Genomic DNA, 13,798 nt, shown 5'->3' with positions numbered 1-13,798 from the left:
GCATGGATATCGGTCAAACTGGCAATAATAACGCCCGACTGCTGTTTTCGCGAGACTTTCCGACAATAGATTCACCGGCAGCCAGTAGTTCCCCGAAGAATGCCTCATCCCCAACGGCGAAATTCGAGATGGTTGCCATGCTCACTTCAGATCATCAAGTAATCCTCAGGGAACTCGCATTATACAGAACCTTTACTTGCCGAAGCGCTATCACCAAATGTAGTACCCTTATGGAAGAAGGTGGCAGGTTATGGCTGCCACCTGATTATCAGCTGGGAAGGAACTCCTTGCCCCAGCCAGTACCTGCAATTCCACGCTCAATCATTGATTGAATAGACTCACTGTCATAACCCATTTCAGCTAACACTTCCCTGGTTGAATGACCAAACCTTTCAGTAGGCGTGGCGGCTACGATAGTTGACTCTGTGGGTCGAATGGAATAATGGTCGATCTGTGTGATCTGGTGGCCGCTGGGATGCTCAGGATAGATCGAGAAGGCAAAGCTGCCCAGGCCGGTACCTGCTTTACCATCGGCAACACGGCTGTATTGCTCTCTGAGATGTTCAATAGCCTGTGGAATGGCCGAAGCGACATCTACCTTGTCCAACGCGGACTTCCAGTAAACGGCTGGAGCCCTTTTAAAGGCTTCTGTCAGGTAGTCTGAGAGATTGTCAGCAGTCACTATACCTCCGAGACCTTCTACCTGACCCAGTCTGCCCAGCTCGGAGTCATTGCTGTCCAGATAAATCCATCCCTCCTGTGTTTCATAGAAGTGAGACAGCGCGTTATAACCCAGAGCCTGTCGACCTGAAGGCTCATTAAACGGAACTCTTCCCTGGTAGTCAAAGGCAAAGGGAATCTGTGCCAGATTGGTTACCGCAGACAATGACGTTCTTGCCCGGGTAGGCTGACCTGTTTTCTGGCGGTGGTAGAGAGCAACCGCCATAGCCAGTCCGCCGGAGAAACCGCAGTTGACGTCCAGTGTGCCGAGGTGGGCGTGTTCTTCCGGTGTCTGTGAGCCACCAAAGCGACTCATGATGCCACTGTTGGCCTGAATGATGTCGTCATAACCAATGTAATTGGTTTTTGGACCGGGCAAAGGACCGCCCAGGCAATCCAGGCGGCAGAAGAGAACGCCCGGGTTAATGGCTTGCAGTGATTCGTGGTCCAGACCCAGAGGCTTCATCTGGCGTTCAGGCGCATTGATAACCACTATATCCACTGACTTGACCAATCTGTTGAATACCTCTCGTCCTTCTTCAGACAGGATGTTGACCAGCGCGCTGCGTTTACCAACGCCGGTCTGGAAGGTAAACAGGGTACCAATCAGAGGATCATAAAGAGGGGTGACCGGATCCAGCTTAATCACTTCGGCACCAAAGCGTGCCATAAAGGCGGTAGAGTGTGGGCCGGCAATAACATTGGTCAGATCAAGAATTCGCAGTCCGTCCAGCCAGTGCGCGGGGGCTTTCTGCTGGCGGCGAGCGGCAAACCGGTTCTGGTCATCTTCGTCCGTGACTGTATTCAGCGCAAAGAGGGCCTCTTCATAGCTGACATTCTTGCGCGGAGCGGGAGTAATCATTTGTCCGGCAAACTCTTCCAGCCAGGCAATGGGGCCAGGTTGTTTCATCAGACCATAAACGGGGTCATTAACCTCAACGATCAGGCCAGACTGGTTGGTGTGCTCATCATTCACCCACTCCCGGGTTGTTCTGTGAGGAGCGCCTGGAATCTGTCCTTCACCGAAAATCTCTCCCCATTCTTGTGAGGTTTTGGTCAGGAATACTTTCTTCATTTTGGCTGCAATGATGTCAGCCCATTTCTTCGGTAATGGATAGACGCCTATGGACGTTTCACCATCCCACTCCTTAATGGGCTGGTGCAGATCTTTAACGTCTGGCAGTCCCTCAGCCAGCAGCTCGTCATAAATACCCAGAGCCTCCAGGCAGCGGCGGGCATGATTACGGTGGGATGGGCATACGCAGTAGAACATACGGCCATCGGCGCATTCATAGGTTCGGTAGAAGGGGTCCAGGTACTCCTGAAGCGCATCATAGCTGAGAGCCATGGGAATGTTGTTGCTCTTGCGATGCTCGATCTCATGCTCACGCATGGTTTTGTAGCGCTCTGGCAATCCTTCGACAACGTAAGAATTATAGGAGAGGCCCTCCATCATTGCGGCAACAATAGGGACTTCAATGTGATCACCTCTACCGGTTTTCTCACGTGCGGTGAGCGCCAGAACCACTGAGCTGGCTGCCAGGGATGTGGCGTAGGAAGAGGCCAGAGGCAGAGGGGAAAAACTTGGGTTCAAACCCATCAAAATTCGGTTGAATCCCATGTCCGTGAAGGCACCAGCAGTAGCAGCAACAACCGCTTCAGTGGCTTTCCACTCCCTTCTCAACTGGTCATTACTGGCAAAGCCGGGAATCGACAATGAGATAAGGTCGGGGCGTGATTCTCTCAATTGCTGAAAATCGATGCCCAGACGTTTCATTACGTCGGGTCTGAAGCTCTCGATGACGATATCGGCTTTTTCAATCAATGACAGTGCCTGGAGCAAGCCAGACTCAGTTTTAAGATCAAGCTTCAGGCAGAGTTTGTTTCTATTTAGAACGGCATTGGCGGGATGGTCCCATTGAGGACCTTCGGGTGGATCAATATGGACAACGGTTGCTCCCAGATCGGCCAGCGCCATGGCAACAGCCGGACCGGCAATCTGCTGGCCAAAATCAACAACCCTGACACCATTCAATGGCAATTTATTCTTATTGTGCATCTGGTAATCCTGCTAATAAAGAGGCAGAGCTTTATTAAAATACGGTGCGTTCATTGCACGCGTTTATGCAAGGAAAATGTTATGAATGGATTGCCCGATCGACCAGCAAAAAAAAATACCCCTGAGACCTGATTTTTTTTATTGCTGGAAAAGGGTTTGTTATAAAAATAATTTGGTCTCAGGTGTCTATTTTATTGTTTCTCATTTTTTTTCCAGCCACTGATAATGATGGCGTGCTCTGATGTGCAAATCGCATTTGATGATGTCCCTGAGGATCAATACCTCAAAAAGAAGGGTTAAAAATGAATAATAATAAAAATAATACGTCGCCGTATGCTGGCTTGCTTGCGGGAGCCAACCCAGCGATGGTCGTTGGTTCCGCTTTACTGGTTCTGGCATTTATTGTTTTTACCGTTGCCGATCCTGAATACGCCGATAGCGTTTATACGGCGGCAAAAAACTTTATTGCTACGGATCTGGGCTGGTATTACATAGGGATAATGTCGTTTTTCCTGTTTTTTTCTGTCTGGCTGGTGTTCAGCCGCTACGGTGATATTCGTCTGGGCAGTGATGATGACAGACCGGAGTTCAGTAATTTCGCCTGGTTTTCCATGTTGTTTGGTGCTGGCATCGGAATTGGAATCCTGTTCTGGAGTATTGCCGAACCGATTTACCACTTTCAAAGCAATCCGTTCATCAGTGATGACGAGGCCATGACGGCAGAAGCGGCCCAGGTTGCCATGAGAATCTCGATTTTTCACTGGGGTTTGCATGGTTGGGGGTTGTTTTCTGTTACTGGTCTGATTCTGGCCTATTTTGCCTATCGCAAAGGGCTTCCCATCACTATCCGCTCAAGCCTCTACCCCATCTTCGGTGACAGGATTTATGGGCCTATCGGCCATGCAGCTGACTTGCTGGCAGTATTCGGAACCGTATTCGGCATAGCTACTTCGCTGGGACTGGGTGCACAACAGATGAATGCCGGGCTGGGCTATCTATTGGGCATAGAAGTGTCGACCACCAATCAAGTGATCCTGATCGCAGTTATTTCGGTTGTGGCAACGCTTTCGGTACTGACCGGTTTGAACAAAGGCATTCGTATCCTTAGTGTTTTCAATATGCATCTGACCATAGTCATTCTGGGTCTGTTCGTCATCTTTGGGCCTACTGCCTATCTGCTGGGTGCATTCTTTACCAATACCGGTGACTATCTGTTGAATGCCGTTTCCCTGGGGTTATGGGTTGATCCAGAGCCAGGCGCTCAATGGCAGGGATGGTGGACTATCTTCTATTGGGGCTGGTGGATTGCCTGGGCTCCTTTTGTCAGCATGTTCATTGCCCGTATCTCCAAGGGCCGGACCATTCGTGAATTTGTCCTTGGTGTTCTCGTTGCACCTACGACACTGGCAGCTTTCTGGATCACTATATTTGGTAACAGTGCCTTCTATCTGGAACTTTACGGTGACGGCGGTGTTACAGAGGCTGTGAACAAGGATATCACTACTGCTCTGTTTACCACTGTGCAGCTGCTGATTGAGAGTGAGTTGATGTCCGCGCTGATGGCGGGCATCTGCACCATTTTGCTGGTGACTTATTTTGTTACCTCCGGGGACTCGGCGACCCTGGTGATCTGTACCCTGGTGTCCATGGGGAGTGATAATCCGCCTGCCCGGTACAGAGTGTTTTGGGGACTGGTGATTGGTGCCTCGGCAGCCGTTTTGCTGTATGCCGGTGGTCTTAAGGCTCTGCAAACAGCTTCTATTGTCGCGGCCCTGCCATTCTCGATCATTCTGTTTCTTGCCACTTATGGTCTTATCAAGGCCCTGCGCGAGGAGGCTTTACCAGGTGAAGAGGCTTACAAGGTGTCCATGGCAAGAAATGGACGTTCCTGATAGATATTGGCTGTGCGCAAGAGGTACACAGCCATTTCAGTAGATTAGACGAGGTTTGTTATGTCTACGCGAGTGATTTTGCCCCGCATCATGCAGGTGGGGGCGGGGGCCAGCCTGGCTCTTCCTGATGTTCTGACTAGTCTGAGCTGTGCGAAGCCTCTCATTATTACTGATGCCATGATGGTTCAGCTAGGTTATGTCCAGGCACTGCAGGACTGTCTGACAAAAAACGACATTGATTCCAGTGTTTTTGCAGATACCGTTCCGGAACCCACCGTCGGCTCCATTCAGGCGGGTGTTGAAATGGCCAGGCAGGGAAGCTACGACTGTGTTGTTGCTCTCGGTGGAGGCAGCCCTATCGACAGTGCAAAGGCAATAGCTGTTCTCTCATGCCTTGGTGGTGAAATGCGGGATTATAAGTTCCCAAGGATCATGGATCAGCCCGGACTGCCGGTGATTGCTATACCCACTACGGCCGGTACGGGTTCTGAGGCCACTCGAGTCACCATTATCACAGATGAATCCTGTGACGAAAAAATGCTCTGTGTCGGGGCTGCTTATATGCCGTCAGCAGCTCTGGTGGACTATAACCTGACATTGAGTGTGCCTCCCCGTACGACAGCAGACACAGGTATTGATGCACTGACCCATGCTATGGAGGCATATGTCAGTAAAAAAGCCAGCTTGTACAGTGACAGTCAGGCTCTGGAAGCCATGCGCCTGATTGCACCGAATCTGCGTACCGCCTATCACAATGGCAAGGATGAAAAAGCCCGTGAAGCCATGATGCTGGGCTCAACCCTCGCGGGTGTCGCCTTTTCCAATGCCTCGGTAGCTCTGGTCCATGGTATGAGCAGACCTATTGGAGCTTTTTTCCATGTTCCCCATGGCTTGTCTAATGCCATGCTGTTGCCGGCTGTTACTGAGTATTCAATTCCCGCTGCGCCTGATCGTTATGCCGACTGTGCGCGGGCTATGGGTGTTGCCGAACAGAGAGACAGTGATGAAGTGGCAAACCATAAGCTGCTGACCGAACTGAAAGCTCTGAATGATGAGCTTTCAGTTCCGGGTCCACAGGAATTTGGCATTGATAAAGTTGCATTTTTTGAAGTGCTGGACACCATGGCATTGCAGGCTCTGGCATCCGGGTCACCTGCTAATAATCCCAGGGTGCCTGACGCAGAAGAAATTAAAGCCATTTACCAGCAGCTCTGGGACTAATTCAACACAAGTCAGTCAGAGAGTTAAGAAAAACATTTCTAACAAAACCATAGAGTGAATCATGAACACAATTGGCCATCTGATCAATGGTAGAGCAGTCAATGATGATATACGTCATCAGGCGGTTTATAACCCGGCAACCGGTCAGGCTGAAAAGCAGGTTGCTTTGGCTTCCAAAGCTACAGTAGAGGAAGCTGTTGCTGCTGCAGAAGCAGCTTTCCCTGCGTGGAGAAACACGCCTTCCATCAAACGTGCCCGTATCATGTTCCGATTCAAGGAGCTGCTTGAGCAGAATGCTGAGCGTATCTGCGAATTGATTGGCCAGGAGCATGGCAAGATTTCCCACGATGCCATGGGGGAGCTGCAGCGTGGTATTGAAAACGTTGAATATGCCTGCGGTGCGCCAGAGCTGTTAAAGGGAGAACACAGCAGTAATGCCGGACCAGGCATTGATTCCTGGAGCGAGTTCCAGTCTGTGGGGGTTGTTGCCGGGATCACTCCCTTTAACTTCCCGGTCATGGTGCCACTCTGGATGTACCCGATGGCCATTGTCTGTGGCAATACCTTTGTTCTGAAGCCTTCCGAGCGGGTGCCAAGTTCAACACTGTTCGTGGCTCAACTGCTGCACGAAGCCGGTCTGCCAGCAGGTGTCATGAATGTTGTCAATGGTGACAAGGAAGCTGTGGATGCTCTACTCCATGATAAAAGAGTCGAGGCTATCAGCTTTGTTGGATCTACCCCCATCGCTGAGTATATCTACACGACAGCGACAGCCAATGGCAAAAGATGCCAGGCATTGGGTGGTGCTAAGAACCACGCGATCGTAATGCCTGATGCCGAGATGGATAATGCTGTTAATCAGCTGCTGGGCGCAGCTTTTGGTTCCTCCGGCGAGCGTTGTATGGCATTGTCTGTAGCCGTTGCCGTGGGTGATGCAGCGGCCGACCAGTTGGTAGGCAAGCTGAAAGAAGCCATGCAGTCCCTGAAAGTGGGTGCTTACAGCGACAGCTCCAATGATTTTGGACCGGTCATTACCCGACAGCACCAGGAAAAAGTGGTCGGTTTTATTGACAGTGCCGAAGAGCAGGGAGCCGAGATCGTGGTTGATGGTCGCCAGCCCGAGGTCGCCGGTTATCAGGAAGGTTACTTTGTCGGTGGTACCCTTATTGACAGAGTAACGCCAGAAATGACCAGCTATCAGAACGAAATCTTTGGCCCCGTTCTGCAGGTTGTCCGAGTCAACAGTATGCAGGAAGCCATGGACCTGATTGATCGTCATGAATACGGTAATGGTACCTGCATCTTTACCCGGGATGGGGAAGCCGCTCGCTATTTCTCCGCACACATCCGGGTAGGAATGGTTGGCATCAATGTGCCTTTGCCAGTGCCAGTGGCTTATCATAGCTTTGGTGGCTGGAAGCGCTCACTGTTTGGTGATCTCCATGCTTATGGTCCGGATGCGGTTCGTTTTTATACACGTCGCAAGACCATTACTCAGCGCTGGCCCTCTGCGGGCGTCCGGGAAAATGTCCAGTTTTCCATGCCCACCATGAAGTAAGCGGAGCCCAGGTAATAGCCCCGGAAACAGTTTGATTGTCGTTTTGTTACAAAAAATGAACAGTCTTTCGGTTGTCTGGGGTTAATACTGCATGGTCTAGCCATGTAGTGATTATTATAATGAAAAAGCGACTACCTCCTCTGAACTGGCTGCGCTCCTTTGAGGCATCTGCCCGCCTGCTCAGCTTTACCCATGCAGCCAATGAATTGAATCTTACCCAGGCTGCGGTCAGCCAACAGGTTAAAGGTCTTGAGTCTCAGCTTGGAGTAGCCCTGTTCAAGAGGCTTCCCCGTGGGCTGGAAATGACGGAAGCCGGCATGGCTTATCTTCCTGCTGTTCATGAAGCAGTCAGCTCGCTGGTTGTGGCGACGGAAGAGCTGTTTGGTCAGGGCAGGGACAGATTGTTAACTGTCAGGGTGAATCTGGTATTCTTCACGACCTGGCTGACTCCCAGAATGGGCCGTTTCAGGGAAGAGTTTCCTGAGATCGGCATACGTTTTACCAGTAATATCTGGGCAGAGGACAAGGACAGGGAAGCAGACCTTGAAATACGTTATGGCCGGGGTGACTGGCCAGATCTGAAGGCTGATTGTCTCACTGAGGACGAGCTCTTCCCCGTTTGCAGTCCAGAGCTGGCCAATGGTCTGCCACTGCCCGAGTGTCCCGAACAGCTATCAGAACATACCCTGTTGCATGTTATTGGCTATGAAGAAGGCTGGGGGTACTGGTTCAATCAGCTGGATTGTGAATTCCGCGAAAACTCTCCAGGCCTGCAGTTTGATACCCTGATTACAGCACTGGAAATGGCGAAGTATGGTCAGGGTTTTGCGCTGGGCCGGACATCCCTTGTCGCAGGAATGTTGACCAGTGGTGAGCTGGTGGCACCATTGCGGCAAAGAGTCAGGGCTTCTGAGGGATTCTATCTTACTTCTCCTGCCCGTCAGTACTTGCATCCCAAGGCGAAAGTATTCAGAAGCTGGATTCTGGAAGAGAGCCGGAAAAGCAAAGCCTCGTCATCAAAAAGTCAGCTTAGTGAAGATATAAAAGTAGCGGATATTGCATACTGATTGATACAGGAAACTTATTTTATTAAAGGACTAATCCTATAGACCCCACACTGATTTCTCAGAATCAATGGGGAGGATGTCAATCAGGGAAGGAAAGCATCTCCAGTGCCGTTTCGATGGCGGTGTATAAACTGCCTGAGTCAATGTTCCCGGTGCCAGCAAGATCCAGGGCGGTGCCATGATCCACCGAGGTGCGGACAATCGGCAGCCCCAGGGTGATATTGACGGCTTGCCCAAAGCCTTTGTATTTGAGTACCGGTAATCCCTGGTCATGGTACATGGCCAGTACGGCATCAGCCTGTTGCAGCAGTTTTGGGTTAAACAGGGTGTCAGCGGGTAAGGGGCCGGTCAGGTTCATCCCCTGAGCCCTGCAATTCTGCAGAACGGGAATAATGGTTTCAATCTCTTCCATTCCCAGGTGGCCACCCTCGCCGGCATGGGGGTTCAGTCCACAGACAAGAATATGAGGCGTTCGGATCGCAAACTTGTCCTGTAACTCCCGATGAAGAATGTGAATAACCTGGGTCAGGGAGTCATGGGTAATCGCTGAAGAAACTTCTGAAAGCGGCAAATGGGTGGTGGCCAGGGCGACTCTTAAGCCCTCTGTCGCCAGCATCATCACAACTTTCCCGGTGTGGGTCTGATCTGCAAGAAACTCAGTGTGGCCACTAAAGGGAATACCAGCGTTATTGATCACTTCTTTATGAACAGGGCCGGTCACCATTCCATCAAAAAGGCCGTTCATGCACCCATCCAGGGCTAACTTCAGGGTATCGAGAACATATTGACCGTTAGCGGGGTTAACGGCACCCGCTGTTGCCGGGGTGGCCATGGAGACCGGGGCAACCACCAGGGTGTTTGCCCGGGAAGGTTCTCTGATATCCGGGCTAAAGAGTTGCAGGTCAACGGAAAGGCCCAGCTGTATTGCCCGTTGTGCCAATAGCTCCGGATCAGCTGCGATCACCAGTTGCACCGGTTTGGAAAGCTCGTGGCCCTGGGTTGCCAGCATCAGGCAAAGGTCGGGACCGATGCCTGCAGGCTCCCCGGCGGTAACCACCAGCCGGGGAATGGGTTGGGTGGTGAAACCGGTCATATCAGAGCTGGATCTCAACGTAGGCCTGATCGCGGATTTCCCGCAGCCAGACTTGCAGTTCTTCTTCAAACTTGCGATTACTGAGCAGTTCTCTTACCTGGTTGCGGCGAACCTGGGTGCTGATGTCAGACTGCCGTTTGCCCAGCACTTCAAGAATATGCCAGCCGTAGGTGGTGCGAAATGGCTCGCTGACTACTTTTTCCGGAATGATGTTCATCACGGTCTGGAATTCCGGAACCAGTGTTTCTGGAGAGATCCATCCCATATCACCACCATTGAGCGCGGAAGCGGTATCGTCAGAATACGCTTTGGCAAGCTCGCTGAACGCTTCCCCTGCCTGAACCCGCTGATACAGTTTCTTCGCCTGCATCTGGGACTCAAGGTTACTGCGAATTTCATTGGGCTTGATCAGGATATGGCGAACATGAACCTGACTCTGAACCACTTTTTTATTCCCCCTGGTATCCATAAGTTTGATGATATGGAAACCGGCAGGGCTGCGGATAGCGTCGGAGGTCTGCCCCGGGGTCATGTTAATGGCCTGTTCCGCAAAAAGTGTGGGGAGCTGGTCGGCTTTTCGCCAGCCGAGGTCGCCACCTTCCAGGGCATTCTGCCCCCTGGAGTTGGCAATGGCCAGGGCCTGAAAGTCTGCCCCCTGGCGCAGTTGTCCGGACAGGTCATCAGCAAGGCGCTCTGCACTCTGGACCTGGTCGGGCGTGGCATTGTCCGGTGTGGCAATCAGAATATGACCCAGACGATATTCCGTCTGCACTTGCGCCAGCCCTTCAGGAGAGCTCAGGAAGTTATCAATTTCCTGTTCGCTGACCTGGACCCGCTGGGCAACCTGGCGCTGGCGAACACGGTTTAGAATCATTTCCCGGCGGATTTCTTCACGGGCCTGGCTGAACGACAGGCCATCCGCTTCCAGGTTTTGCCGGAACGCTTCCAGGGTCATCTGGTTGCGCTGGGCGATTCGGGCAATGGCGTCATTAAGAGCCCAGTCATCAATGCGGATGCCTCCGCGCTTGCCCATCTGGATCTGAATGTTTTCCAGTATCAGCTGTTCCAGTACCTGGTTTTTAAGCACATCTTCCGGCGGCAGGTCGATATTTCTGGATGCCAGCTGGCGATGCACAGCCTCAACACGGGCATCCAGCTCACTCTGCATGATCACGTCCTGATCAATTTTGGCAACGATTCGATCCAGTGCCAGCTGGTTTCGGATGGTGCCTTTCTGTGGGGTTTGCGCCGCGTCATTTGACTGTGCGTAAACGCCACCACTGCTGAAAGACAGCAGGCACAGGGAAGCCAGTGCCATGCTTTTTAATCCCTTCATCATTTACTTCTCATCCCCTGCGTAACCTTTAATACCTTTGATGTACTGTTTTGTGGTGCCACCGGTCAGATCGCCAAGTCCTCTCAGGACAAACTGGAGAAATACGCCGTTTTTGCTGTCAGGGTGATCAATGTTGTCATCATCCTCAACCCACTTGCGCCACAGTACACGTACCTGATAACAGCAACTGTTATATTCGACTCCGGATAATATCTCAAGGTTCCGCCTGTTGGTTAAATCGTACTGCCAGCGGCCCATGGCTGACCAGTTGTTGGTCACAGGCCATGCGATAGAGAGGTCGGTCTGGCTCAGGTTGTTGTCGGTGGTCAGGCCGGTATTTTGATCCAGCTCGTTTTTAACAAAACGATCAGCCTGACGCAGGAAACGATAGCCAGCGTTCATGACACGGCGATCATCCGGCTTGTACTGGTAGTAAAGACCGTAGCTGTCCAGTTTGTTGTTACTGGTATCCCACATCAGATCCTGATGGATGTTCATACTGCGATTAATGTTATAGACCAGTTCCGATGCCAGTGGTGACACTGAATCCTGCATTTCTTCCAGCAGACGCTTGGTCTCATCGCCCGGGTTGGTATCCAGGTCCTGGTCAGTAACACCCTGGTCAATACCGGCGATAGGGCTGATCCAGAGTTGACGATCTTCAAAATAGATGATCTGACCAATGCCAAAGCGCACCCGCTCAAAGCCATCATCTTCTATCAGCCGGGTTGTCAGGCCCAGGGAGAGGTGGTTGGCATCACCTAACCGGTCGTGGCCGGAGAAGCGGCTGTCACGCCAGAGTGAGTTGTAGTTGAAGTTCATCAGTGCGGTATCAAACACCGGGTTCATCTCCTGCCCTTCTTTATGAGGGGAGTAGAGATACTTCATCCTGGGCTCAAGAGTGTGGGTGAATTCGGTGCCACCGATATTGGTGAATCGGTCAAAGTAAAGGCCGCTGTCAATGCTGAATGTGGGTACTGTTGTCTTGGGTGACTCGGTGTAGTCAGCAGCGGCGAAGTTGCCGTAGGCCCTATTCAGGTCAGTCTCTACCTCAGTTGCACTCAGGTCCGTCAGCCGGTATTCAACATGTTGCACCTTCACCGCCGGGCGGATAAATGCATAGCTCCAGTCAAAAGAGTAACCTGCCCCGGTTTCCAGGTAGAGCCGTTCACCATTGGCGCTTTTAATACCATAACCTTCGTCGTATACGCTCTCGAAGTATTCGTTATTCGGTGTTGTTTTCGATTCTGCCTTAACATAATGCCAATTATCATCACGGGAGAACTTCGTGTAGTCGGCCACATAATTCAGGTTCAGGCGGCTACTGGCCAGCCAGTTACCAGACAGTTTGATTTGCGGCAGTTTGTTATAAGGGTCATCGGCCGTCTGGTTCATATTCTGGTATTGGTGAGCATCCACACTAAACTGCCAGCTGTGGTTGGTATCCCCTCCCAGGTAGCGGGTACCTATCCGCTGGTTCAGCGGTGCGTTGGCAGACAGGTTAAGGCTGGTGCTGAAATCATCCAGATAGTTTTTATCACTGGCTTTGGCGTAGTCGACTTCTGCCGTCCAGCGGCTGGTCAGGTTGGTCTGCTGACGATAGTTGAGCAACCAGCGGTGGTCATTGTAATAAGGGTTCTCTTTTTTCAGCTGATCTTTGTCCAGCAATCCGGAAAGCCCCAGTTCACCCCGGGTGTTACCCACCAGATAGCGGAATTCGTTCTCCAGCATTAATCCCCGTTTGCTCATATATCTGGGTGTCAGGGTGGCATCATAGTTGGGTGCAATATTCAGGTAATAAGGAATGGCAAAGTCCAAACCGTTATCACTGCTTTGGGATAGCGTAGGGTAAAGGAAACCGGACTTTCTGCGGTCATCAATAGGGAAAGACAAATATGGCGTGTAGAGGATTGGCAGCCCTTGCACACGAACGACGGCATTTTTGGCCAGACCCTGACCACTACCCATATCAAGGGTTACCTGTTGCCCGGACAGCTGCCAGCCTTTGTCACCCGGAGGGCAGGTGGTGTAGGTGGCGTCAGACAACTCAAGTGTAGTGTCTTCATTGCGGACGATGCGTTTAGCGCTGCCGCGGGCTTTCTGCTCATGCATCACATAAGCGGTATTCTCAAGGGTTGCACGGCCACTGTCGAGCTTTAGATCACCTTTGTCACCGACCAGCAGGACGCCACTGTCCCGAAAGCGAACGTTGCCTTCGAACTGGCCATGGTTCCGACTTTTGTCCAGCGTGGCGTGGTCACTTTCAAACTGCCGACTGCCCTGACGGACCGTAACATCACCCTTGAAGGTGGCAACTGAGTCTTTGTCATAACTTGACTCATTGGACTCGGCGACAATGGGTGCATTATTGCTGTCCCCGCTATAGTCTTTGCCAGGTCTGGGCGGCTCGATATAAGCGCCGCAGCTATAGAAAGGCTCAGTTGATCTTCTCTGTGCAGAGAGGTTCCGGATAGGTTGCCAGTCCAGTTGTTGTTTGAGGGCGGCGTTTTGACCGTTGGTGGCAGGCTTTATCGGCGTCGCCGGTTTTTTCGGGTTTCTGACCTGCTGTTTGGCCCCGGGCTTCGGTTGCACCGGTTTGGATTTGCCGGTGGCAGGATGACAACTCCAATGACCATTAGCCAGTGTCTGGCAGTGCCATTCGCTCTGTTGACCACCCGAGGGTTCAGCGGCAATAACTCTGGCTGCTGGCTGGCTGGCAATAATGCTGGTTGCAATGACCAGTGTCAGTGCTTTTGGGGTAAAGGGTAATGGGTGCATATCCATAAGCTCAGCAATCCTGGGGCAACATTCTTACTGCATTTGAGTCGCAATATTCTATATGCATTTGCACA

Annotated in this window: 9 protein-coding genes; 4 read left to right on the top strand and 5 right to left on the bottom strand. The window is 51.7% G+C overall.

The window, feature by feature from the left end:
• Positions 1–13: 13 nt before the first annotated feature.
• Both ACO6VE_RS15325 and ACO6VE_RS15320 read right to left on the bottom strand, forming a co-directional pair.
• Positions 14–139: a hypothetical protein gene (locus tag ACO6VE_RS15325; protein ID WP_422462142.1), complete on the bottom strand. Its 126-nt coding sequence runs from the start codon at positions 137–139 to the stop codon at positions 14–16.
• A 129-nt stretch (positions 140–268) separates the two neighbouring features.
• Complete coding sequence (locus tag ACO6VE_RS15320; protein ID WP_422462140.1) at positions 269–2,779, bottom strand: CoA transferase; 2,511 nt, start codon at positions 2,777–2,779, stop codon at positions 269–271.
• A gap of 302 nt (positions 2,780–3,081) precedes the next feature.
• Here ACO6VE_RS15320 and ACO6VE_RS15315 point away from each other — a divergent pair, with 302 nt between their 5' ends.
• The 4 genes from ACO6VE_RS15315 to gcvA all read left to right on the top strand — a co-directional run bounded on the left by ACO6VE_RS15315 (position 3,082) and on the right by gcvA (position 8,517).
• Positions 3,082–4,671: a BCCT family transporter gene (locus ACO6VE_RS15315; protein WP_422462138.1), complete on the top strand. Its 1,590-nt coding sequence runs from the start codon at positions 3,082–3,084 to the stop codon at positions 4,669–4,671.
• A gap of 60 nt (positions 4,672–4,731) precedes the next feature.
• Positions 4,732–5,892: an iron-containing alcohol dehydrogenase gene (locus ACO6VE_RS15310; protein WP_422446779.1), complete on the top strand. Its 1,161-nt coding sequence runs from the start codon at positions 4,732–4,734 to the stop codon at positions 5,890–5,892.
• Positions 5,893–5,953: 61 nt separating this feature from the next.
• The gene (locus tag ACO6VE_RS15305; protein WP_422462137.1) at positions 5,954–7,450 is read left to right on the top strand and encodes a CoA-acylating methylmalonate-semialdehyde dehydrogenase; all 1,497 of its coding nucleotides are present in this window, start codon (positions 5,954–5,956) and stop codon (positions 7,448–7,450) included.
• A gap of 119 nt (positions 7,451–7,569) precedes the next feature.
• Positions 7,570–8,517 carry a transcriptional regulator GcvA gene (gcvA, locus tag ACO6VE_RS15300; protein ID WP_422446775.1) on the top strand — a complete coding sequence of 316 codons (948 nt, stop codon included), beginning with the start codon at positions 7,570–7,572 and terminating at the stop codon, positions 8,515–8,517.
• A 79-nt stretch (positions 8,518–8,596) separates the two neighbouring features.
• Here the strand turns inward: gcvA and pdxA are convergent, their stop codons facing one another.
• Genes pdxA through ACO6VE_RS15285 form a run of 3 tightly spaced genes read right to left on the bottom strand, consistent with a single transcriptional unit; the run spans position 8,597 to position 13,730 of the window.
• Positions 8,597–9,610 carry a 4-hydroxythreonine-4-phosphate dehydrogenase PdxA gene (pdxA, locus tag ACO6VE_RS15295; RefSeq protein ID WP_422462154.1) on the bottom strand — a complete coding sequence of 338 codons (1,014 nt, stop codon included), beginning with the start codon at positions 9,608–9,610 and terminating at the stop codon, positions 8,597–8,599.
• A 1-nt stretch (position 9,611) separates the two neighbouring features.
• Positions 9,612–10,949 carry a peptidylprolyl isomerase gene (locus ACO6VE_RS15290; RefSeq protein WP_422462135.1) on the bottom strand — a complete coding sequence of 446 codons (1,338 nt, stop codon included), beginning with the start codon at positions 10,947–10,949 and terminating at the stop codon, positions 9,612–9,614.
• Positions 10,950–13,730: an LPS-assembly protein LptD gene (locus ACO6VE_RS15285; RefSeq protein ID WP_422462133.1), complete on the bottom strand. Its 2,781-nt coding sequence runs from the start codon at positions 13,728–13,730 to the stop codon at positions 10,950–10,952. It lies immediately after the preceding gene.
• Between the last annotated feature and the right edge of the window lie 68 nt (positions 13,731–13,798).

Origin of the sequence: Endozoicomonas sp. ALB115 (assembly GCF_049310245.1) — a bacterium.
In the GTDB taxonomy this organism is placed as follows: Bacteria; Pseudomonadota; Gammaproteobacteria; order Pseudomonadales; family Endozoicomonadaceae; genus Endozoicomonas.
This window is presented reverse-complemented; position numbering and strand designations above follow the sequence as displayed.

Bases quoted from the DNA above. Each gene is read 5' to 3' on its own strand.
- ACO6VE_RS15290 (WP_422462135.1), bottom strand. From the start codon at position 10,949: ATGATGAAGGGATTAAAAAGCATGGCACTGGCTTCCCTGTGCCTGCTG.
- ACO6VE_RS15325 (WP_422462142.1), bottom strand. From the start codon at position 139: ATGGCAACCATCTCGAATTTCGCCGTTGGGGATGAGGCATTCTTCGGG.
- ACO6VE_RS15305 (WP_422462137.1), top strand. From the start codon at position 5,954: ATGAACACAATTGGCCATCTGATCAATGGTAGAGCAGTCAATGATGAT.
- ACO6VE_RS15315 (WP_422462138.1), top strand. From the start codon at position 3,082: ATGAATAATAATAAAAATAATACGTCGCCGTATGCTGGCTTGCTTGCG.
- ACO6VE_RS15310 (WP_422446779.1), top strand. From the start codon at position 4,732: ATGTCTACGCGAGTGATTTTGCCCCGCATCATGCAGGTGGGGGCGGGG.
- gcvA (WP_422446775.1), top strand. From the start codon at position 7,570: ATGAAAAAGCGACTACCTCCTCTGAACTGGCTGCGCTCCTTTGAGGCA.
- ACO6VE_RS15320 (WP_422462140.1), bottom strand. From the start codon at position 2,779: ATGCACAATAAGAATAAATTGCCATTGAATGGTGTCAGGGTTGTTGAT.
- pdxA (WP_422462154.1), bottom strand. From the start codon at position 9,610: ATGACCGGTTTCACCACCCAACCCATTCCCCGGCTGGTGGTTACCGCC.
- ACO6VE_RS15285 (WP_422462133.1), bottom strand. From the start codon at position 13,730: ATGGATATGCACCCATTACCCTTTACCCCAAAAGCACTGACACTGGTC.